19 protein-coding genes are annotated in these 22,186 nt (G+C 46.7%); 5 read left to right on the top strand and 14 right to left on the bottom strand.

Translation table 11 applies throughout. The features are described 5' to 3' along the window. Positions 1-153: 153 nt before the first annotated feature. Complete coding sequence (locus LZG94_RS24505; protein WP_233794296.1) at positions 154-1,413, bottom strand: ATP-binding protein; 1,260 nt, start codon at positions 1,411-1,413, stop codon at positions 154-156. 185 nt (positions 1,414-1,598) lie between these two features. On the opposite strand from LZG94_RS24505, the gene LZG94_RS24500 reads away from it, so the two are divergent. Further along, on the top strand, positions 1,599-2,708 hold the full coding sequence (locus LZG94_RS24500; protein WP_233794295.1) for a Fic family protein: 1,110 nt from the start codon (positions 1,599-1,601) through the stop codon (positions 2,706-2,708). A gap of 29 nt (positions 2,709-2,737) precedes the next feature. Then, on the top strand, positions 2,738-3,700 hold the full coding sequence (locus tag LZG94_RS24495) for a DUF1080 domain-containing protein (RefSeq protein ID WP_233794294.1): 963 nt from the start codon (positions 2,738-2,740) through the stop codon (positions 3,698-3,700). Positions 3,701-3,779: 79 nt separating this feature from the next. Here LZG94_RS24495 and LZG94_RS24490 read toward each other — a convergent pair whose 3' ends face one another. Then, entirely contained in the window at positions 3,780-4,172 is a 393-nt protein-coding gene (locus tag LZG94_RS24490) for a DoxX family protein (protein ID WP_233794293.1), read from the bottom strand. A gap of 221 nt (positions 4,173-4,393) precedes the next feature. Here LZG94_RS24490 and LZG94_RS24485 point away from each other — a divergent pair, with 221 nt between their 5' ends. Further along, entirely contained in the window at positions 4,394-5,107 is a 714-nt protein-coding gene (locus LZG94_RS24485) for a hypothetical protein (protein WP_233794292.1), read from the top strand. Between the two features lie 10 nt (positions 5,108-5,117). Next, entirely contained in the window at positions 5,118-6,515 is a 1,398-nt protein-coding gene (locus LZG94_RS24480) for a thioredoxin family protein (RefSeq protein ID WP_233794291.1), read from the top strand. Positions 6,516-6,517: 2 nt separating this feature from the next. Here LZG94_RS24480 and LZG94_RS24475 read toward each other — a convergent pair whose 3' ends face one another. Next, positions 6,518-7,876: an acyl-CoA dehydrogenase family protein gene (locus LZG94_RS24475; protein ID WP_233794290.1), complete on the bottom strand. Its 1,359-nt coding sequence runs from the start codon at positions 7,874-7,876 to the stop codon at positions 6,518-6,520. Positions 7,877-8,014: 138 nt separating this feature from the next. Between LZG94_RS24475 and LZG94_RS24470 the strand changes: the two genes are divergently transcribed. Then, positions 8,015-8,221 carry a hypothetical protein gene (locus tag LZG94_RS24470; RefSeq protein ID WP_215232013.1) on the top strand — a complete coding sequence of 69 codons (207 nt, stop codon included), beginning with the start codon at positions 8,015-8,017 and terminating at the stop codon, positions 8,219-8,221. Between the two features lie 3 nt (positions 8,222-8,224). On the opposite strand, the gene LZG94_RS24465 is transcribed toward LZG94_RS24470, so the two are convergent. From LZG94_RS24465 to LZG94_RS24415, 11 genes are all read right to left on the bottom strand, one after another. Beyond that, positions 8,225-9,982, bottom strand: coding sequence for a glycoside hydrolase family 9 protein (locus LZG94_RS24465; RefSeq protein WP_233794289.1), 1,758 nt, complete (start codon positions 9,980-9,982; stop codon positions 8,225-8,227). A 51-nt stretch (positions 9,983-10,033) separates the two neighbouring features. Then, positions 10,034-10,447 carry a Dabb family protein gene (locus tag LZG94_RS24460; RefSeq protein WP_233794288.1) on the bottom strand — a complete coding sequence of 138 codons (414 nt, stop codon included), beginning with the start codon at positions 10,445-10,447 and terminating at the stop codon, positions 10,034-10,036. A gap of 90 nt (positions 10,448-10,537) precedes the next feature. After that, positions 10,538-11,044, bottom strand: coding sequence for a DUF1697 domain-containing protein (locus tag LZG94_RS24455; RefSeq protein ID WP_233794287.1), 507 nt, complete (start codon positions 11,042-11,044; stop codon positions 10,538-10,540). A gap of 55 nt (positions 11,045-11,099) precedes the next feature. Beyond that, positions 11,100-11,291, bottom strand: a complete 192-nt coding sequence (locus LZG94_RS24450) for a hypothetical protein (RefSeq protein ID WP_233794286.1) — start codon at positions 11,289-11,291, stop codon at positions 11,100-11,102. A gap of 32 nt (positions 11,292-11,323) precedes the next feature. Continuing rightward, positions 11,324-11,848: a DUF6934 family protein gene (locus LZG94_RS24445; protein ID WP_233794285.1), complete on the bottom strand. Its 525-nt coding sequence runs from the start codon at positions 11,846-11,848 to the stop codon at positions 11,324-11,326. Between the two features lie 15 nt (positions 11,849-11,863). Continuing rightward, positions 11,864-12,883 carry a PmoA family protein gene (locus LZG94_RS24440; RefSeq protein WP_233794387.1) on the bottom strand — a complete coding sequence of 340 codons (1,020 nt, stop codon included), beginning with the start codon at positions 12,881-12,883 and terminating at the stop codon, positions 11,864-11,866. A gap of 65 nt (positions 12,884-12,948) precedes the next feature. Next, positions 12,949-14,289 carry a Gfo/Idh/MocA family protein gene (locus tag LZG94_RS24435; RefSeq protein WP_233794284.1) on the bottom strand — a complete coding sequence of 447 codons (1,341 nt, stop codon included), beginning with the start codon at positions 14,287-14,289 and terminating at the stop codon, positions 12,949-12,951. 115 nt (positions 14,290-14,404) lie between these two features. After that, a complete protein-coding gene (locus tag LZG94_RS24430; protein WP_233794283.1) occupies positions 14,405-15,769 on the bottom strand; it encodes a DUF1080 domain-containing protein in 1,365 nt (454 codons plus the stop codon). 123 nt (positions 15,770-15,892) lie between these two features. Beyond that, positions 15,893-16,807, bottom strand: a complete 915-nt coding sequence (locus tag LZG94_RS24425) for a sugar phosphate isomerase/epimerase (protein WP_233794282.1) — start codon at positions 16,805-16,807, stop codon at positions 15,893-15,895. A 118-nt stretch (positions 16,808-16,925) separates the two neighbouring features. Beyond that, positions 16,926-18,584 carry a RagB/SusD family nutrient uptake outer membrane protein gene (locus LZG94_RS24420; RefSeq protein WP_233794281.1) on the bottom strand — a complete coding sequence of 553 codons (1,659 nt, stop codon included), beginning with the start codon at positions 18,582-18,584 and terminating at the stop codon, positions 16,926-16,928. A gap of 38 nt (positions 18,585-18,622) precedes the next feature. Further along, the gene (locus tag LZG94_RS24415) at positions 18,623-21,700 is read right to left on the bottom strand and encodes a TonB-dependent receptor (RefSeq protein WP_233794280.1); all 3,078 of its coding nucleotides are present in this window, start codon (positions 21,698-21,700) and stop codon (positions 18,623-18,625) included. Positions 21,701-22,186: the final 486 nt, after the last annotated feature.

The following is a 22,186-nucleotide window of genomic DNA, read 5'->3' as shown; positions in this document are numbered from 1 at the left end:
AGTGCAAAGCCCGGTCGCAGAATTTGCGATCGGGCTTTGCATTTTACTCGGGCTGTTCACCAGACAGGTGCTTACATGAGGACGACCGGTTTTCAGTCGATAAGTCGATTCGAAAAAATTAATCTTTTTGAATCTTCTTACAAACTCCCCTTCTCACAAATCAACCGGCGTCAGTTCCCTGACAGGCAGAATAATCGAAAAAGTTGTGCCTTTTCCTTCCACTGATTCGGCTTTGATCTGGCCGCCGTGATTGTTAACTATTTTGCGGCAATAGGCCAGGGAGTGACCCTCTGTCTGACCATTTTTATAGTCGGGGAATTGTGAAAAAATATCGAAGATCTTTTCCAGGTGCGGCTGTGAAAACCCCTCGCCGTTGTCCTCAATCCGTATTACCAATGATTGACGTTTTCTTTGAATGTCCTCTCCTGCACGCAAGTCATAACCAATCTCGCCGGGATAAATACGGATCACATGATCGGCTCCTTTCTTTGCGTATTGAATAGAGTTGGTGATCAGGTTCCGGAACAGCTGCTCCATTTGAAAGCGGTTCGCAACAATACTTGGCAGATTTTCAAACTTAACCTTGGTTTCAGTCGCATCCAGTAACGCTGAAAGTGAGTTGGTCGCGTCAGAAACGACCTTATTCAAATCGACGGTTTCGAAATTGGTTTCATTGTACAGATCAGTAAACTCCGAAAGCTCGGTGATGATAGCTGAGAATTTCAATGCACTGGCATCCACTTTTGTAGCATAGCTTCGAACCTTGTCCAAATCATTCTTATTGGCAGCTTCCAGCATCATTCCGGAAAACACACGCATTTTACGCAGCGGCTCCTGAAGATTGTGATTGGAAATAAACTGGAACTGGCTATTAATGTGAATAGAGTCAGCGAGCTGGTGGTTCATATCGCTCAGCTTCTGCCTACTTTTTTGTGCTGTCTCAATACTTTCCAGGTGATAGGAGATCAGATCCACGAACAGCTGGAACATGCCGATTGTTTTGATATTTTTCAGCGACGCCGGTTTCGGATCGATAGCGCAAAGCGTTCCGAAAAATTCCCCATTCTTCAAAATGATCGGGACTGAAATGTAGCTTTTAAAACCGTACATGATCGGTGTATGGTGCGCCCTGAATTGCGGATCTTCGTCGACGTTATCGATCACGACGATTTCATGATTCAGTCTGATCTCATTACAGATCGTCGTTTCAAGAACCAGCTCACCGCCAGCTTTCAGGCCGAAAGAAATTTCATCCAGCACACTACAAGCTACCCATTTATCCTCTGTTACTCTGGCGATCGCCGCGAAGCCCATTCCGGTTGACCGGCAAATGACTTCCAGCATGGTAGGTACAATCGGTATTTGCTCAATTTTCGCAATGTCGCCGGGAATATCGCTTTGGGGGTCTGTCATTCAAGCAAAAGTATTTTTTCAAATTTACCGAAGTTAAAAGTCAAAAAAAAGAAATAACTTATTCTGGCAAGTTGTAAGCGCGCCGCCCGGTTTCCTCTGTTTAAAACTTTCTATGAGCCGAATAAATAAACTAATCGGCTCAAATTTTACGTATATTTGAGCCGATTAGCAAAATTATTCGGCTCATGCTCTATAACTGGCAACAATCTGACTGGCCTGATTTCATCTTTGATCCATCTGAAACAGAGGACCTGCTGTTTGCATTTGCGGAAGCAACGGGCGCGATCAGCGGAACGTTGCATGCTGTCTCTGAGCAGATTAAAGTTGAAACTCTGATAGATACAATGGTTTTTGAAGCCATCAAAACTTCCGAGATAGAAGGAGAATTTTTGAGCCGGGAAGATGTGGCCTCTTCTATACGGAACAATCTGGGAATCAACAAAAAACCGGAACTGGTGAAAGACAAACGTGCGCAAGGCGCTGCGGAGTTAATGGTCGCTGCACGCAACTCTTACAGCGAAGCTTTGACGGAGGAGGTGCTTTTTGCGTGGCATAAAATGTTGTTGAAAGATAGCAAAACGGTCAACACGGGCGCTTGGCGGAAGGGTAATGTACCTATGCAGGTAGTTTCGGGCTCGGTTGGGAAGGAGAAAATACACTTCGAAGCGCCGCCTTCCTCTCAGGTCAAATCCGAAATGACGAAGTTTATCAAATGGTTTAATGATACCGCGCCGGGCGGCAAGTTTGAGTTTAAACGGGCTCCTGTCCGCTCTGCGATCGCGCATTTATATTTTGACAGTATTCACCCTTTCGAGGACGGAAACGGTCGGATCGGGCGGGTTATTGCCGAAAAAGCGTTGTCGCAAACGCTCCGTAGACCGGTTATGCTTAGCTTATCGAGAAAAATAGAGGCGGATAAGAAACGGTACTACAAGTCGCTGGAAACCGCGCAGCGCAGCAACAATATCACGGATTGGGTCAATTATTTTGTCCGCGTAATACTCGACGCGCAGATCGAAGCCAAGAAATTACTCGATTTCACACTCTATAAAACCCAGTTTTTCGATCGGTTCAAAAACGATTTCAACGAACGTCAGTTAAAAGTAATCAAGAAAATGCTGAAAGACGGACCGGAAGAATTTGAGGGAGGAATGAGCGCGAAAAAATACATGTCGATCACGAAGACCTCGAAAGCCACAGCTACCCGGGACCTGCAAAACCTGTTGGAAACAGGCGCATTGATACCGGCAGGCGGCGGAAGAAGTACCAGCTATTTTTTAAATTTTTATCCATAAATTGACCGTTCTTAATTTCAAATTTTACGATGAAACTATCCCAACTTAACCTCAAAAGGCTGTTCAGCCTTGCATTAACACTTTTCACTGCCTTCGCTATTCAAACTAATGCGACGGCTTTCAAACCCCTCGCCTCTCCGCTGGAAGGCCGCTGGGATATTACTGTCGACGTAGCCGGCAAGCCTTCACCTTCCTGGCTGGAAGTGAGGCACTCAGGTACCAAAACTCTGGTCGGACAATTCACAGGCTTTTCAGGAAGCGCCCGGCCGATTTCGGAAGTAATCTTTAAAGACGGAAAATTCAAGTTTGAAATTCCTCCGCAATGGGAACGTGGCGACAAATACCTGTCCGTGGAGGGAACCTTGTCGGGCGAGACGCTTTCCGGCTCACTTACTACTCCTGAAGGAAAAACCTATACCTGGAAAGGTGTGCGCGCCCCGTCGCTGCGGCCAAAAGCAATGCCCGCCTGGGGATCGCCGATCAAGCTTACAGCCGGAAACGAGATTAAAGGCTGGCATGCAGTGGGCGCTGAAAATCAGTGGGTAGCAGAAAATGGAATAATTCGAAGCCCAAAATCTGGCGCTAACCTGGTTACAGATCAGAAGTTCGGAGACTTCAAATTACATGTCGAGTTCCGAATCCCAAAAGGCAGTAATAGCGGCGTTTATCTGCGCGGCCGGTACGAAGTTCAGGTAACAGATGCCAAAGGCATGGAACCTGCACTGGACCAGATGGGCGCTGTTTACGGATTTATCACACCAAGTGAAATGGTAGCGAAAGAAGCTGGTGAGTGGAATACGCTTGATATTACGCTGGTAGGAAGAATGCTTACGCTGGTTGCAAACGGCAAAACGGTGATCAGCAACCAGGAAATTCCGGGTATTACCGGCGGGGCGCTGGACAGCAACGAAGGAGAGCCGGGTCCGCTGTACATTCAGGGCGACCACGGTCCGGTTGAGTACCGAAATATCGTGATCACGCCAGCTAAATAATTCTTTTATTAAGCACTTAATAAAACGCGCGATGATGGTTTCATCGTCGCGTTTTTTTGTGGTGAAATATCAGGTGTGATTACTGCTTCGAAATGAACAGATTTTTTACTTTTTCGTCACGCAGCGCAAGACCTGCCCAGATGAGAATTGCAAACACAGCCGCGAAATAGAGCGGCTGGCCGGCGCGTACCATAATTGCAATTGCGCCGCCCAGATAGCCTGTCACGAGGATCGCTCCGATTACCGCAGTGCGAGGTATGATATACAGTATCGTGCTGATCAGTAGGACAATACCAATGCTTTGTACCTGATCCACCGGCCAGCCCAGTTGTGCAGAGCCTTCGATGGAATGTGATTCTTTAATGACCTTCATAATTGAATCGAACAGCAAAAAAAGTACACATATTGCACTGATGATCTTTCCTGCCAAAACTCCTTTGCCTGACCTTACTTTTACCGGTTGATTTAACATAGTCGCTTCCATTTTTATAAGAGTTTAAATGTTTGTGCTTGATTCATTGAATGATACAAAACTATGGCAGACCAGCCTGGAAAATGCTGTGCAAATCCGGCAATAACAGGGGGATAATGCGACAGTAAGCAGTAAAATTTTCCATCGATATTTTTTTATTTAAAAATCAGCCCGAAATGACGACTTTCGCTCAAAAGTTTTTCTCATTTCTTCAAATCAGAATGTCTGCACGCATACTTTTTACGATTACACTCGCGGTTATGCTTTATGGCTGCAAAAGCGCAAAAGATAGTCCTAAATTCAATTTCGCCGATGGTGTCTATCACACGAAGATCAAGAATGTAAAACAGCAGGTATTTATAGAAAATACCGAAGATTCGATTGTAGTATATTCTTTGAAAAAAGGCTGGAAACGGCTGGACCTGAAAACCACCGTGAGGGAGAAAAAAGCTTATCCGCAAAATTCGGGCAAAGAAACACTAGGTGCGAACAAATACTGGCAGAATGGTTTTGATATTGACATTCTCACGATCCCGCTCAAATTCCGCCCCAGCCTGCAATCTTTCCCGAGCCAGTTCAGCAATAATGTGAATGGCGTGGTGTACCTGGGTTACCGCACCGATATTTACAGACTTTCGTATAAAAAAAATCCGATCGGCCGGATCACGCAGGATGTAAAGCATTACGGACTTTCGGCAGGTTTTATCACCGGTCTCGGAGGCACAGCGATGAACCCCTGGGTGACCAAAGATGCGCTTACTATTGAATACGACGGACTGGTGTGGTCGAAGGGAATTGCGGTATTAATGGGGCTCAATCAATTCACATTCGGGGTCGTAGGCGGGCTGGACCATTTGCTTGACAAAAACCAAAAAGTGTGGATTTATCAGAGTAAACCTTATATCGGGCTTGCAGTGGGGTTAAATTTAAATTGAAACCCTATTTTTGAAACAAATCATAGGCATCCTGGCAATGAAACTGATTATACTAGTACTGAGTAGCCTTCTCACTTTCCCCGCGTTTTCTCAGATCAAATTCATTGACAATAAGACCAGCTGGAACGACCTTTCGGCGCAGGCTAAAAAAGAAAAGAAGCTGATCTTTATCCATTTTGAAAACAGCGCCTGCCAGCAGTGTAACGAAGTCGCTTCCATGGCATTCAATAATCCATTATTAACCGAAAAATTCGGTGAGAACTTCGTTTCGATCCGGTTGAATGTGGAGACCGAAAACGGAATGGATTTCAAAAGCGGGCTGCATATTCAAGGTTCACTTATTTCGGTTTTCACCGATACGGAGGGCAATATCCTCGAAATGCAAAACGGCTCGACCAGCAACCCACAAGCTTATGCTGAAAAAGCGGACCTGGCGCTGCGGCGGCGGGGCGCGCGGGGTATCAATTCATATACCCAGGAATACCGGGCGGGCAGCCGCTCCCTGCCTTTTCTGCGGGAATACCTCGTGAAGCTGAAAGAGCTGGAAATGGTCACCGACGAGGTGCTCGACGAATACACCAGCCAGCTTCCGCCCGATTCGCTGGCCAATTTCAATACGGTTAGATTCATTTATCAATTCGGGCCGGCGCTATACAGCAAAACGAGCAAAACTGTACAGCAATTCGCACCGCGCGGGCTGGTAGAAAACATTTACAGGTCCGTACCTTTTAGCGAAGCAGTGGAAATGAATAATGGGATCGTCAGAAATTCCATGCGGAATGCGGTCATGAAAAGGGATCCTCAACTGGCCGAAGCCGCAGCCCGGTTTGCCCAATTAACGTACGATCGTGATCCTCAAATGGGAAAGGTCACTTATGAAAAGAATATGCTGCAGTACCTATACACAACCCGCGACACGGCGCAATATCTCAACCGCGCCGCGCAATTTGTAGAGCAGTACTACCGGCCGATCTCGATAGATTCACTAAAAGGGATGGACCAGGCGGAACTGGCCAAAATGAAACCACCAAAAATGAAACCTGGTGAAAATGTGACGGTATTGAGTTTTAAACTAAACAAACCTTCGCAGTACTATCCCATGGAGCTGAATACGCGCGCGCGACATTTTTATGATATGGCTACAAAAAAAGAAGACCTCGAACTAGCACTGAGCTGGTCTAAACTTGCGATGGAATGGAGTGAGGAAATACTGACTAATATCAATAACACGAATATCAACGGAAATCCGTCGTATATGGAAACCTATGCGCACCTGCTCTACAAGCTGGGACGCAAGGAAGAGGCACTTACCTGGCAGATCAAAGCTTTGGGACAACAAAAAGCAACCAGCCAACCCTACGGACACATGGAAACGGCTCTTGCCAAAATGAAAGCGGGCACGCTCTGAAATTACACGAATGCACTTTCGCCCGTAATAGCCCTGCCGACGATGAGCGAGTTGATTTCCTTGGTTCCTTCGTAAGAATAAATGGCCTCGGCATCGGCCACGAAGCGAGCGATGTCGTATTCGAGCAGTATCCCGTTTCCGCCAAAAAGCTCGCGGGCGTGATCCACGATCGAGCGCATACGCAGAGTGCAGAAAACCTTAGCGAGCGATGCATGTTCGTCGGTGAGTACGCCGCTATCCTGCAATTGTGATAACCTGAATACCATCGTTTGCATCGCTGTCAAATCGCCCAGCATGGTGACCAGCAGATCCTGCACGAGCTGAAAACCGGCGATCGGGCGGCCGAACTGTTTTCTTTCCATCGTGTATTTCAATGCAAGTTCATACGCGCCTCTTCCGCAGCCTACCGCCTGCCAGGCCACGCCGGCCCGCGTCATGCGCAGCACATTGGCGGTATCCTTGAAAGAATTCGCATTTTGCAGTCTATCGGATTCCGGTACAATGCATTCAGTCAATGTGATCTTCGCATTCTGCACGGTTCGCAGCGCCATTTTATCCTGCATTTTCTCAGCCTTGAACCCTGGATTTTCTTTTCGCACAATAAAACCCTTCACCTGATTATCGTCAAGGTCGCGCGCCCAGATGATCGTGATATCAGAGAAAGTCGCATTGCCGATCCATTTTTTCTGACCATTGATCACCCATTCGTCACCATTTCTTTTGCAAGTCGTAGTAAGTCCGCCGGCCACACCGGACCCAACTTCCGGCTCTGTAAGCCCGAATGCGCCTATTATATCCATTCTCTGCATAATAGGCAACCAGTATTTCTTTTGCTCTTCAGAACCGCACAAATAGATCGAGCCCATCGCAAGCCCGCTATGCACGCCGAAAAATGTGGAGATCGAAGAATCGATGCGCGCCATTTCCATCGCTATAAATCCTTCCAGCAATGCCGACATTCCTGCACAACCATAACCTTTGTAAGTAAGTCCGCAAATATTCAATTTCGCCATAAGCGGAATAATGTGCATTGGAAACTGTGCATTGTTCCAATAATGATTGGCTATTGGTTTGATCTCCGTTTCCATGAACTCCCGCACTTTGAGCTGGATCAGTTTTTCTTCGGGCAAAAGGGTGTCGGTAAGTTCATAAAAATCCCCATTCACTACTGGCGGCGCCTTTTTCTTTCCGGAGCCTGCCTGCATAAATTTCAGCATCTTCCCCAGATCTTCCTCGCTCATCTTGGAAACGACACCCATTAACTGATTCAGATCAACCTTCTTTGAAAGCCTGGTGATGGCCGCAAGGTCGATGTCTTTCAGAATGTTACGAAGCTGGGAAACGGAATTGAACAGGCTCATAGTCGGGAATTAGTTTTGTCGGTACTGACAGGAAAAGACTTTAAACAGGAAAATCTATCCCGGCTGCATTAATTTTCAGGTCGGCAATGTAGTGACAGGAATGAAATTTGCTTTGATATTATTAAAAACAGCAATACTATGAACACAAAACCGGAGACCCAAGAAGAGGATATTGAAGGAAGCAGTCCATCACCTGCCGGCCCGCATGATGAATCGAGGCACGAAGATGATAGTGCAAAACCGTCAAAGGTTGTGAAGAAAGAGGCTATTAAAGAATCCGAAGAGGATAATATGACAGGGAAAAAAGGCTATAACGAAACGCCGCCTACTGTTCCCGTCAAATAAATGCTATTGCTCCATAATCGCTTCAATTGCGGCCGATAAATAAACCATCGGCGCATTCCAGTTGATCGCGATCTCATTGGATGCGTAAGAACAATCGTCATCGGTAAACGATTCATCTGCAAAGTTGTTAGTGTAGGTTTTGCATTTGTCCTGGTGGCCGGGATTGGGCCCGCCGGATAATAACCCTGGTACCGGGTCTTCGATTCCATCGGCCACAGAAGGCCGGTGGTGTGGGTGCATTACCCTTTTTGAACCAAAACCTGTGAGAAAACAATAGGTTGTTGCATTTCGCCCCAAAAGATAGTCGAGATTACCGAGCGCCGCATTCAGGTATTTCTTGTCTTTGGTAAGCTTAAAAGCATACAAAAGTGCAATTCCCTGGTTCGCAGCCACCGAGCTGCTTCCCCACGAATAATCCTTTGCAATTTTGCCCATAACAGTATGATAAGGCTGTTTTGCGAGATCAACCAAAAGTCCATCCGCATAATCCTTCACCGATTTTTTAATAGGGTCTATCAATGCGGCCTCCGTTTTCAAATTTTCGCTGGTTCGGATCAAAGTGTAGTAACCCAGCGTTTGTACCATACTCCACGTCGGTAGCGCAAGTGGCTGTTTTGCTTTCAGATCAATACCTTTCAAATATTCCGTTTTCCCGGTAGTCGCATACATTTCGGCCGCTGCCCAGATCCGCTCGTCGGCCACACTCCTGTCTCCATAAGCGCCGGAAACAATATCCGGATCAAATTTCTTGTTGATCTCATTCTGATCATAATATACCTCAGGATGCTTGGCTGCCCATTCCCAGCCTTTCACTGCCGCAACGATACATGAATCGGACAATCCCGGCAGTTTGTTTTCAAAACTCTTCAAAATCCTGCCCGCCTGCGCCATTACTGCCACGAAATCGAGGGTCGCGACTGTATTTTTTTGTACCACATACCTAGGCTTATCAGCCGCGTCGGGCATGATCATTCCGTCGAACCTCGGGTTTGTTAGTTTATGGTAAACGCCACCGTCGGCCGGATCCTGCATAGTCAGCATCCAGCGCAGGTTCCATATTACCTCGTCGAGCAGGTCAGGAATCGAGTTGTTATTTTCAGGGATATTGGTGTTGAAATTCTCAAAATACAATGGGAAATCTTCATACAAAGACAACAGCGTGCCCATTGTAATACCGGAGTTGACGATGTATTTGTTATAATCTCCCGCATCGTACCAGCCTTTTGGTGAGCTGATTACAAAATTCTCAGGCCGTCCTTCCGAAACTGCCGAGGCGTGAATGAGCACTTTGTCATCTGGATGACCCGCCGGGCGCGCCCATTTGCCCGCAAACTTTTCGGGCAGGTCTGTGGACACGCGCTGATAGTAAAACCCTTTCAGCGACGCGGCCGCCACTTCCCTGTGGACCTTTGGTTTAACGTCAAATGCAGCCGATTTTCCAAGTCCAGGCACTTCTAACGTGTACTTACCTGCTTTTTTAACACTCGAAAAGTCCGCAATCCGGCTGACTTTCCCGGAATGCTGGTTATTGCGTATCTCGCTCAGCTTTCCTTTAAAAACAGCCTTGCCAGCTGCGTCCCTGACCACAAAATCAGTAGACTTCTCCCCCACCACGACCGCTAGTTTCGGTGCCTGCGGATAAAAACCCACCTGATTGAGGCGGATATCAGCGTTTAGTTTTTGGGCAAACAAAGGTTTACCGATCTGTGCGGCAAAGATTACAAGCGCCACACAAATCGGTAAGAAAGACTTTTTAAACATGGTCGAATTAGAAGTTAGCGTCGAATTGCAGTTAAAAGACGTTTCCTGCTGTTACCCTACTTTCTTCGGCCCCACTGAATCGTAAACGATCACCTTTTCCCAGAGGTGACCATAGTCTTTGATAAATTCCAGATGGATCGGGTGAGTTTGATAGATTTCTTCTTCAATGATATTTTTGAAAAAGCACATCCATGAAAAAGTATAGTCGCGCACGATCACCGAACGGTTGGTTTCAGCTGGCTTTCCAATGTGAACGTACTGAATAGTAGGCACTTTCGCCAGCTTGGTCAACCCTTCAAGCAACTTGGCCTCGTGCTCAGCGTTATGTGGTTCTTTGAGATAAAAATATACGTGGTGAATAAAAAGCTCTTTTTGTTTCTCCGGTGCTGCGGCCAGCGGGCTTACCGTTGCGATCGTCGCAATACCGGCATTTTGCAAAAACTTACGTCTTGAATTGTCTTTCATATCTTACTTAAGTGAATTACTATTGAGGATTGAGATGTGTTGAAACGATTTTCGACCAAGAAAACAACTTCTTGGCATTAAACCAAAGTATCAGTGCTGCGAAGCAAGTTCATTCCCCTGCCTCACCAGCTCTGCCACCGTCTTCCAGTTACGGGTAGTGGCGACCATTTTCAACTTACTTTCAAAGAAATTATTATTCAGTTTAGTACGTCCGTAGCCTTGTGGACAGTGGATATAAATGGTGTTGCCTTCTAAGACAAATTGATCCGGCTGGTATTTCTGAGCGTCGATTTTTTCTACTAGTTCCAGTGCCGGAGATTCAGACAAGAACGTCACGTAGAGATCGGCAATATCTTCTTTCTGAGCTTTAAAAAACGGGTTTTGGTCGAAAACTGACTGCATTGTATCTACCTTCAAAACAATCACCGGAACATCGTAGCCGAATGCATTCGCAATTGCACCTGTAATCTGCGCCGCCAGTTCTTGTTCGTCAGTCTCTTCAAAAGTAAAAAGCACGTTGCCGCTCTGTATATACGTGCTGCAATTCTCAAAACCTTCCTGCTCAAACATTGCCGCCAGCGCCGGCATTTTGACCATATTTTTCCGCTGACATTAATCCCGCGAAGTATTGCAATGTAAGTCGACTTTGGCATTAGGGATTACGCGGTTTTTTGTTCCTGCTCAGGAGGTGCTCTGGGATCGGATTCCTTTCCAGAAAAATCCGAGCCTCGTCTGCTTTCTTCTTGAAGAACGCTTCAATGATCTCTTCTTTGGTCATTGAACCTTTTGAGACTTGATGATTCTCAGTGTGGCCTGTTTCACTTTTTTTAATTGCAGTAGCCATAATATCTTGGATAGTTGATAATCGAAATTACATCATTTTGAGGTAATTAAAAATGCTTTATAGTTTACTCCTTGTTCTATCTCACGCCAACTTTCTTTGCTGTCAAGGTAGTCAAAAACGTCTTCGGTTGATGCCAGAAAACCTAAAACCCTATATTTTTCAGTCAAATTTGAGATATGATGAGAAATGCCCATCTGGTATTTTCTGGTTCGTCCGGGCGTGCTTCCGACAGCAAACACATCACACGGACAGTATTCGTCTAAAAAGTCCAGTGCAATTCTACCTACCGTCGCGAGAATGATATCTGTATCCTGATTACGAAGATTATAGCTATCATCCACAGTTTCTGTGGTTTGATCCCAAACGCCAAATGCCAGGTTGAAAATCCTCTCCCCTATCTGTTGAAAATGGACATGTAATTCAAAAATACCTTTTGGTCCCGTGCTAAAAAACTGGAACTCCTGGCTACTTAGCCGCCTCGTAGGATAGTGTGGTAGGTTCATTTTTCGCTTGAATACTAAAAAAGCTCCGGCGCGAACCGGAGCTTTTATTATCATGCTGCAAGATAAACCTTATTTCGACTTTGCGTAAGCCGCAGCCAGCTCGTTGAGCGTGGTATCTTTCAAATGCTCGGAAGCAATTACCATGCGGTAACGGAAGGTAGTCGACTCGCCTTTTTTCAGCTTGAAGTTCAGCGTTTCTTTCCCGTCGCTTAATGCTTTCATACCAAGTGGATTCACGGCGAAAAGTCCGTAACCCCGCGCGTGCCAGTAAGCAGGATAACCTACATTCTTAGGGTGGTCGATGATCGCTACACTGATGTTCTCATCCTTGATTTTACCAGTCAGATTACACCAGATCGCCCGTTTCCCCCAAACCGCCTCGCCTTCCACACCGTTGCTATTGCGGTAATTCCCGGTAATACCTTCATTGTTTAAAACCGGCACCTTCGTAGCAATACCGCCAGCGTCTGTGAAAATTTCAGGCTTGTTGGAAGGCAATTCCAGCTCGCGGGCTACTCGGATCGCGTACATTCCGTCCTTGATATCGGGCATTGCTACCTCGTCGAGCACGGCTGTGAGCGTGGTACTGCGGTCAATCATGCGGGTTTCTCCTTTTCCGCTGAATGTATAAGTGGTCGTTTCCTTTAAAGTTAAAGTCCCGTTTTTATCCACCCAATCAGCAGTGACGGTCAGCTCACCTTTATCTTTTCCACTTTTAACATTGGAAATCCCGGTGTGCAAAATAGTACCGTAAGCGCGTTTTGCATGGTCGACGGCGTCGGAATTGTTCCAGTAATCGTTGCCGTTTACATCCTCATAGTTGAGCCAGATTCCCACGTGGTGCGGGTGATCCACACGCTCGCCCGGACGCGGATCCAGCGGCCAGCCTCTCGTAATTACCGTTCCTCTGGCAGTCTGAACCGGATACAGAACCGCTTTTTTCAAAGTTTTCTCACCCGGGTAATAATATGCTGTAAAAGGCTTCCCGTCAATTTTAACCTCCACCTTTTTCTCACTTTCATTCTTAACCAGATCCACCTTTTGTGCATTTGCCAATCCGGCAAATGCAGCGAGAGAAACGGTCGCCATTAAAAAGCCTGTATTTTTTAGTTTCACTTTATGTTTTGATCTATTTGAAAATAAAAACTACAATCTTAACTCAATATGATATCCCGCTTTTTCGGATCCCAGCTTACTCTTTTACCTGTATGCAAAGCCTCGGTGGCCATAATATTGGCAACGGAGTGATTAAAACCTACGCGCGCCGGTGCATTCGTTTCTTTACGGCTGCGGATACAGTCCATCCAGTTACGCATGTGCATCGACGTCATCGGATCAGCGCCGGTATTAGCGTCGGTTGCGATTTTGTCGCCCGTTTTCAAAGACATTTCAGGAAGCAAGTTCGCCTGTAAGCCCATTCCTTTCGCATCCTTTTCCTTCAATCCACCTTCCGACGTGATCTTGTTCGTGTCCAGGTTGATCATACCGCCATTTGAATAGTAGTATTCTTTTACGCCACCTGCTTCATTGTTAAAACGAGAAGAATAGATCACCTGAAAACCTTTACTCTTATCGTCAAACGGACCATATTCAAATGCCGCGCTGAATGTATCTACATTCGTACGACCATCTTTCCAGGTATAGATTCCACCGTTAGCCACCACATTACGCGGCGCATCCAGTCCTGAAAACCAGTGTACTGTATCGATCTGGTGCGCCATCCACTGGCCCGGAATACCCGAAGAATAGGGATAGAACAGGCGGAATTCAAGATAGTAGCGCGGGTTCCATTCTACTTTGGGACGGTTCATCAGGAAGCGGTCCCAGTCGGTATCTTCTTTGCGGATCTGCGAAACGAGCTCTTTTCTTCTCCAACGCCCCGGCTGGTTCACATTCCAGGTCATTTCCACCGTGGTAATATCGCCGAACTTACCCGATTTAATGTATTCGTAAGCCGCCCAATAGTTTGGAGCACTGCGGCGCTGCGAGCCTACCTGTACGATCTGTTTCGAACTTTCCACCGCTTTCAACGCTACTTTGGCATCTTCCAGGGTTTCGGCGAAAGGTTTTTCCACATACACATCACGGCCAGATTTCACCGCCTCGGCGCAATGCAATGCATGCTGGAAATCGGCTGTACTGATGATCACCGCGTCCACATCCTTGCGGCCCAGCAACTCTTCATTATTTCTGGCTTTGATGAATTCTTTCGAAGCATAAGCCTTGTCTTTCATAAACGCGGCTGCTTCGTCGCGGCGACGGTTCCACAGATCGGAAACGCCCATAAATTCGAAATTCAATTCCTTCGCGTGATCAGAAAAGCTTGGTGCGAGTGAGCTGCGGAAACGATCTGAAAAGCCGATTATCCCAACACGCACACGGTCATTTGCACCCAATATCCGACGGTAACTGGCTGCTCCGAAAGCATTAGCTCCAACCGCTACGCCCGCCGAGGCCAGCGCTGCATTTTTTAGAAATTCCCTTCTACTTTCCATTTTTATAAAGGTTAATTTTTAATTATCAGATCCGGCTGCTCACCGCAACCAGTTGTAAATAGTAGATATCCATCTATCTACTGTATTTTTTGCTATTTTTTCGAACAGCTTTTTGTTAAAGCTCGCGCACTTTTAAACTCCGAAAAGAAACGTTATCTCCGTGGTCCTGCAAAAGCAGATTTCCCTGCGTTGACATTCCGAAACCTTCGAAATCCTTGAATTTGGAACTCATTACAAATTCCTTGAACTGCGGCGATCCGCGCACATATTCTACCACTTTATATCCGTTCAGAAAATGCTGAACAGTCCCATCTTTCTGCACTACGATACGCCCCTGGTTCCACTCGCCGATCTTCTTCATTGAATTTCTCGGTCTTTCGGCAGGTATTACATCGTAAAAAGAAGCGATCGTCCGGTTCCCATTCTTGCCCAGTTTTGCGTCAGGATGTTTTTCATCGTCCAGTACCTGGTATTCGCAGCCTATTCCCGATTTTCCTTTTGAGTTAAATTTTTGGTCAACGAAATATTTCACGCCGCTATTTGCACCCTCGTTTAGTTTGAAATCGAATTCAAACTCAAAGGCAGGCCCGTACAATTTCTTGGTAACAATATCATTTCCAGTTTCTGAACCATCTGATTTTGAGATCGTAATCGTGCCGTCGTTATGAGCCCAGCGTTTCGATGGAAAATCCGTACCGCCGTAAGAACGCCACTGATCTGCGGTTTTTCCGTCATAAAGCAGTGACCAACCCTGCGCTTTTTCCGCGGCATCCAGCTTGTTCGGGATCAGGTTCACGATCCGGATATTAGCCGCCGGACTGGGTTTCAGATTGGTGGTTTGAATGCGCACATTCTTCCAGCTCACCTGCGTGCCTTCCAAATCCTTACTTCCGATCGAATGCACTTGCAGACAGATAAAGCCGCTCGCCGTCATATCGTCAACCAAATGTGCCACCGGTACCCCGTTCAAAAACGTGCGGATCGTGGTTCCAATCGCCTCAATGCGGTATTTGTTCCAGGCTTCTTTTTTAAATGCTTTTTTCGCTTCCGGGTTTAAATCGAGCGGATACAGCCAGCCGCGACGGGCTTCGTCGTACAGTCCGGCCGAATAGGCGCGGTCACTCGGATCGATCTCAACTTGGTAACCATGCACCCTTCCATCCTGATAATCCGGCTTGGAAAGGCTCCTTATCTGAATGCCGGAATTAAGCTTATTGTCTACTTTTACTTCCAGTTCCAGGATGAAATCGCCGTAGTCTTTCTCCGTGGTAAGGAAAGAATTAGGCGTTCCCATGACGGAGGTACCGACAATGGCGCCGTCTTTCACTTCATATTTAGCCTGTCCGTTCAGCTGCTTCCAGCCTGTCAGGTCTTTCCCATTAAATAAATCTACCCAGCCATTTTTCGACTTTTGGGCCTGCACCTGGCATAGCGTAAAGAATAATAATAATCCCGCCAGGGTAAATCTGTACTTTTTCATTTTGATACGGAATAATTGATTGAAGCAGAAATAGTCTGACTTGCTGCTTTTTTGATAAACGAATTAATAGAATAACTACCCTTACAAATGCAATTCAGACTAGTAATTTACATAAACCAGACCTTATAAAGGGTATTTCAAAACTTCGGTAATATACTTCTTATTAATCTCCGCGCAGATCAGCGGCGATTTTTCAGGATCAGGCACTCCGTCCAGCTCAACCACCGCCCAGCCTTTAAACTTAATCTTATTTAGCGAAGCAAAAACAGCGGGAACGTCCACCCTACCCTGTCCCAGCTCCACGAACTTGTAGCCATTTTTGGTCTCCGCCGGTTTGGTATCTTTTAAATGCAGCGAATGCAAAATGCTTTTATACTTGATAACCGCGTCCTGCGGTTCGCCGCCGCCTTGCTTGTAATGTGCAATATCAAGCAGCAATTTAATATACCGCGGGTCCATCGCCTGCACGATCACATCCACCTCTTCGGGCGTTTCGCCCAGCTGGTTCATATGGTTGTGATAAACCGCCTGCACGCCCAGATCTGCTGTTTGCTTCCCGATCTCATTCATTACCTCCGCAAGTTTTTTCAATTCCTCTGTGGTTGGCAACCGGTCTTTCGGCCGCAGACTATTGGTGAGTTGCAATGCATTGCCCCCCAGAGCCTTCACAAAACTCGCGTGCGCTACGTGCGTATCGACAGTACTTTCAAATTTCGCCGGATCGGTTTCCACATTCCCGCTAGAAAACATAGCAAGTGTCAGGTTGTTTTTAATCAATGCATCCTTCAATTCCGAAACCTTGTTGCGATACGGACCAAAGGTATTAGCCCGCAACTGAATACCCTTAAATCCCAGACCTGCCAGCTCTGAAATAGCCTGCTCATCCTTCCCGCCCCAGGTGATCGAAGAATAGCCAACTTTGAAATCCCCCTTCTTGATCAATGCATCAGCCCAGCTATTGGCGCTGAGCAAAGTAGCCGCGGCAGCGCCGGTATATTTAAGAAAATCCCTCCGATCGGATGTAGATGTAAAATTCATTTGGATAAGGTTTTTTATATAAAGTCAACGTTTCGTTATACCATAGACTATATAAACGAAGACAGCCCCTGAACGCGGGGCTGTCTGGATTTTGATTATATGATATAACAACCCTTCCTCAATACCCCGGATTTTGCGGATATGCAGCGGGGCCTCCGGCGGTGCGGTCGATCTGGTCTTGTGGGATCGGTCTCAGGTTATGAAACTCTTTCACGTTTGCGGCTCCTTCCGGATTGTGCAGCTTCACTCTTTCGACCAGGTTACCCCAGCGTTTCAGGTCAAACCAGCGGAACATTTCGCCGGCCAGTTCGCGCTCGCGTTCTTCCATGATGAACTCCATCGTCGCTTTCGCAGGTGTGATTTCCATGGCAGTTTCTTTGCCCGGCCAAGCGGCTCTGCGGCGCACTACATTGATGTGAGCAGCAGCTTCGGCAGTCTTACCTTGTCTAATATAGGCCTCAGCAGCAATTAAATGCGTCTCTGCCAAACGGAACATCAGGAAATCCCGGCTTCCCTGCTCGTAAGTACGGTCAGGGCGAAGTGCATCTAAAAACTTGCGGTTCACCGGGAACAGGTTGGCTTTGTACAAGCTCGGAGTAAGTACCTGATAAGGCCGCTTCGCCCGCTCTTCCAACGTCATTTCATAGCCTGGAATAAAGATCGTGGTGTCGCCGGAAGCAAAAGTCAGCTCCTTTTTCGAGGTATCGAACAGATTTGTATATTTCCCCGGCTTATTGCTTTTCCACGTGTCTTTAAAAGTCTTTTTGTACCGGGAATCGTTCACGCGGTTAGCTGGCGCAAAAACCGTTTCGAGCATATAGGTAGTCGGTCTGAACCGTTTGAACGGCCGGCCGTTTTCGGTATCGCGCTGCATTCCCGCCTGCGTGTCATATTCCATCCCGAAATACAAGTGGGTACGGTTTCCGATCCCGTTCGTCAATGGGTCCGAAGTATATTGGGTAGCAAAAATCACTTCATTATTGATCTCGCCGCCGCCTTGTACCCAAACACTTGCAAAGTCAGGCAACAGGGAAAATGAGTAATTCTTGACCACATTTTCAGCATAAGTAGCTGCTTTTACATAATCATCAGCCGCTTTCGCTTCCGAGGTTGCTTTGGTCAGATATACCCTGGCCAGCAAATGTTCCGCAGCCGCTTTGGTAACCCGGCCATAGTCAGAAGTCGCAAGGCCCAGGTCAGGCAGTCCGGATTCGAGGTCGGAAATGATCTGCGCGTAGATTTCAGGAACCGGGGCGCGCGTAAATTCTTTCTGCGCTACCAGATTTCCTTTCGTCACCAGCGAGACCGGACCAAACATTTGAACCAGAATAAAATAATGGTGCGCTCTCAAAAACTTCACTTCGGCCACGCGACGCTTCACAAGCGCCGGATCCAGAGCAGTCATATTCGGAGCCACGTCGATCACGATATTAGCCGTATTAATCGCCGGGTACAAGTTGTTCCAGATGTAGTTGGTGACCACTAGCCGCCCGTCGATCTGCGAAGTATATTCATTCACAAATTTATAAGCGCCATCCGCACCCATTGTGTAGGTATCCGTCCCGAAAACGCTCAGCGTCATCGCATCCTCTGTTCCATAATAGGTTCGCAAAGAGCTGTAAACCCCTTTTACAGCAGATTCAAACCCTGGCGCCGTATTGATATATTCACTTCCAACCTGCGAGATTGGCGTCTCTTCGAGGAGGTCGTTGCACGACTGCGCACCCAGCAGGAGAATGGCAGCCAATACTGTTTTAAATCGAAATAAAACTTTCATATTTCTTTGAGATTAGTATTGATATCTGTTGGGTAAAACTAGATTTTCAAATTAAGACCAAACGTGATCTGTCTCACAGCCGGAGTCTGGTTAGCTTCGATATCTCCGTCCGTTTCGTTGTCTATACCCTTGTATTTGGTTCTGTATTCTGAGAAAATAAATGGCTGTTGGGCGCTCATAAATACGCGCAGACTGCCGATTTTCATTTTTTCTGTCCATTTATCAGGGAAATTGTAGCCCAGGTTGATGTTACGAACCTTGATAAACGTTCCGTCAAAATACAACACTGTGGAGCGGAATGGCGGGAACTCCTGGCTTTGATTTGGTCTTGGAAACTCATTCGTTGGGTTTTCAGGTGTCCAGTAATCAATATCCAAATTGTTGTAGCGACCAGCCAGCGTCATATTATCCTGGTGGAACAAGCTGCGGAACATACTTCCGAATCTTGCGAATACAAATATCGAAAGGTCAAAACCTTTGAATTCGAAACGGTTGGTCATACCGCCGGAGAACTTCGGAACCTGCGATCCCAGAATAACCCGGTCGAACGGATCAATTTTGCCGTCGTTGTTTGTATCCTGGATTTTGATCTGTCCCGGTACAGCCTGGTATTTTTTAGCCTGCTCCAATTCGTTTGTCTGCCAGATACCTATTTTTTTATAGTCAAAATAGGCAGTTAGCGGCTGTCCGATAAACCGGGCATTCCCGATATCATCCGCTTTTCCGTTGAAAAGTTCGAGGATCTTCTCTTTGTTTTTAGTCAACTGAAAATCGGTGTTCCAGCGAAACCCGTTCGGCGCATCTATATTCACCGTCGAAAGGGTAACTTCCAAACCTGTATTCCGCGTACTTCCTACATTGCGGCGCACCTGGCTGAAACCGCTGGTGATAGGGAGCTGATCCAGCAAAAGCAGGTCTTTTGTATCCGCCTGATAGTATTCCAAAGAACCGGATACCCGGCCTTTAAACACACTAAAATCAAGGCCAATGTTGGCCGTAGAGGTAGTTTCCCATTTCAGCAACGAGTTGCCCAGTGTACCGGGTGCATATCCGAAACCGGCTGCTGTACCAAAAGCATATGAAGTTCTGCTCAACAGCGCCTGCGTCTGGTAGGGATCGATCGCCGTGTTCCCTGTCGAACCGTAGCTCGCGCGCAGTTTCAGCTCATCGACCCACGTCACGTTTTTCAAAACCGGCTCATTGCTGATATTCCAGCCCAATGCTACCGAGGGGAAAAATCCGTATTTAGTATCAGCACCGAACCGGGACGAGCCATCGTACCTGCCCGTTACTGTCAGTAAATACTTCTCATTAAAGTCATAGTTGATACGCGCCATGTAGGAGTTCAGCACCCACTTCCACAATTCAGATCCTACTCCGTTGACAATTGTCGCCTGGCCCAAATTGTAAAACTGCTGCGATTCTGCCGGCACTCCGGTTACACTGAATGTGTTTCTTTCAAGATCATCTTTCTGAACAGAATGAAGTAACGTGACTCCAAGGTTATGCTTGCCGCCTAGCTGTTTATTATACATCAAAATATTTTCCAATGTATAATTGAACTGGTATTCGTTGAACTGAAATCCGGTTGCATCGCCGCCGCGGCGTGCGTTGGTCTGCGATCCGGTGAACCGTCCGATCCGGCGGTTGTTCAAATCAGGACCGAAGTTGACGCGGTATTTCAAACCTTCCAAAATCGCCCATTCTGCATAAATACTGTTGAATATCCTGAAACGCTTGGTCAGATCTACCTGCGCGCCGGGGATAATTTCGGCAATAGGATTGGTTCTTAAACCGTCGGAAGTAGGCAGGAAGATCAGTTTTCCATTATCATCGTAAGGTTTTCCAAGCGGGTTTTCAGCTAACGCTCCTCCGTAAGGGTTGAAGTTCTCTCCGTTTCGGGTACTGTAAACGCCCATCATCGAAGTACCGATCTTGATGCGTTTGGTGATCTGGTGATCCAGGTTGATGCGGAAAGTATACCGTGTGAAATCCTGGTTATAAATGATCCCCTTGTCATTAAAATAGTTACCTGAAATCGCAAACTGCGTTTTCTCATTTCCACCCTGTACGCCTACCTGGTGACTCTGGATCCTTCCCGGCCGCAGCAGAAAAGATTGATAATCCGTAGAACGGTTGTTTTTAATACCGTCCAGTTCGATCGGTTCAAATAACTTGGCATCCGCTTCCGGTGTCGCGGGACCGGCCGGGTAGAGTGGCAAACCAGTTTTTGCATCTATAACTGCTCTTCGCGACTCGCGCTTGTATTCCGCAAACTCTTCCCCATTCATCACGTCGATTTTCCCCAGCTCTTTGGAAGAACCGTAATATCCGTCATAGCTCACCACCGTTTTTCCGGGCTTACCACGCTTTGTGGTGATCAGAACAACGCCATTGGAACCGCGGGAACCATAAATAGCGGTCGCCGAAGCATCTTTCAATACTTCCATCGAGGCAATATCATTGGGGTTAAAATCGTCGATATTTCCTGCCAGCGGGATACCATCTACTACGTAAAGCGGGTCATTGGAAGCATTGATCGACCTTCTTCCGCGGATCCTTACTGTTGGCCCGGCGCCCGGTTTACTGCTATTCTGAACCACGTCCACACCCGCAGCGCGACCTTGCAATGCCTGTCTTGCATTCGTAATAGGTAACTCGCCGATTTCCTTCGAGCCTACTGAAGAAATCGCGCCGGTCAGCTGGCTCTTTTTCTGCGTTCCGTAACCTACCACCACCACTTCGCCCAGCGTTTTCAAGTCACTGGTGAGCTCAATATCCAATATGCTTTTATTTCCAACTTCAATTTCCTGAGTTACAAACCCCACAGCTGAGAACACCAGAACTGCGCCATTGTCCGGCACGTCGATCTTATACTTTCCATCTGCGTCCGTGTTAGTCCCCGTGCGGCTGCCTTTCAGTACAACTGACACGCCGGGAATCGGCGTTTTGTCTTCCGTAGCAAGTATTTTACCAGTGACAGACCGATCTATCACCGAGACGATAATCCGGGCCGGGCGGTAGGCCACAGCCTGCGCAGCGAAGCCTGTGACAATAACACCCGCCATTGTCAGCCGTATTACTTGCTGACCAATAGTCGTAAAGTTTTTTTTCATACGCGTAAGTTTGATTACTATTAATTGTACCAGAACATTTAATGCTGACGATGTTTTTCACACCGACCCTTACAAGAAAAACAATATTTTTTCTTCAAATAGTAAAACTAACCCTGCGATTACAAGTACTAGTGTAAGGAAACTTGGGGAGCTCGATTTCGGGATTCTTTATTTGAACAATTTCAATAACCATATTTTTTGAGCAGATAGTACAATCTGAAATCTGGCTCAGGATAGAAATTCGATTAGAAAATCGGAAAGAATCGTGGAAGTTTATTTATGCAATCGTTATCGGGAACGTTGTCAATATATTCTTTAATTAATATTTATTTGTAAAAACCGTCTTTACAGTCCTAAAAAATATCAGAAAAGGGATGTCACCGTTATCCTGCTTTTAGGACTTAACTTATATTCCTTTAAGAACTTGACCTAAAAAGGCTGTGAATAAGGAGTGTTAAATTTCAATGCAGGCAACTTGGGAAAAGC

Origin of the sequence: Dyadobacter sp. CY343 (assembly GCF_021390335.1) — a bacterium.
Classification (GTDB): domain Bacteria; phylum Bacteroidota; class Bacteroidia; order Cytophagales; family Spirosomataceae; genus Dyadobacter.
This window is presented reverse-complemented; position numbering and strand designations above follow the sequence as displayed.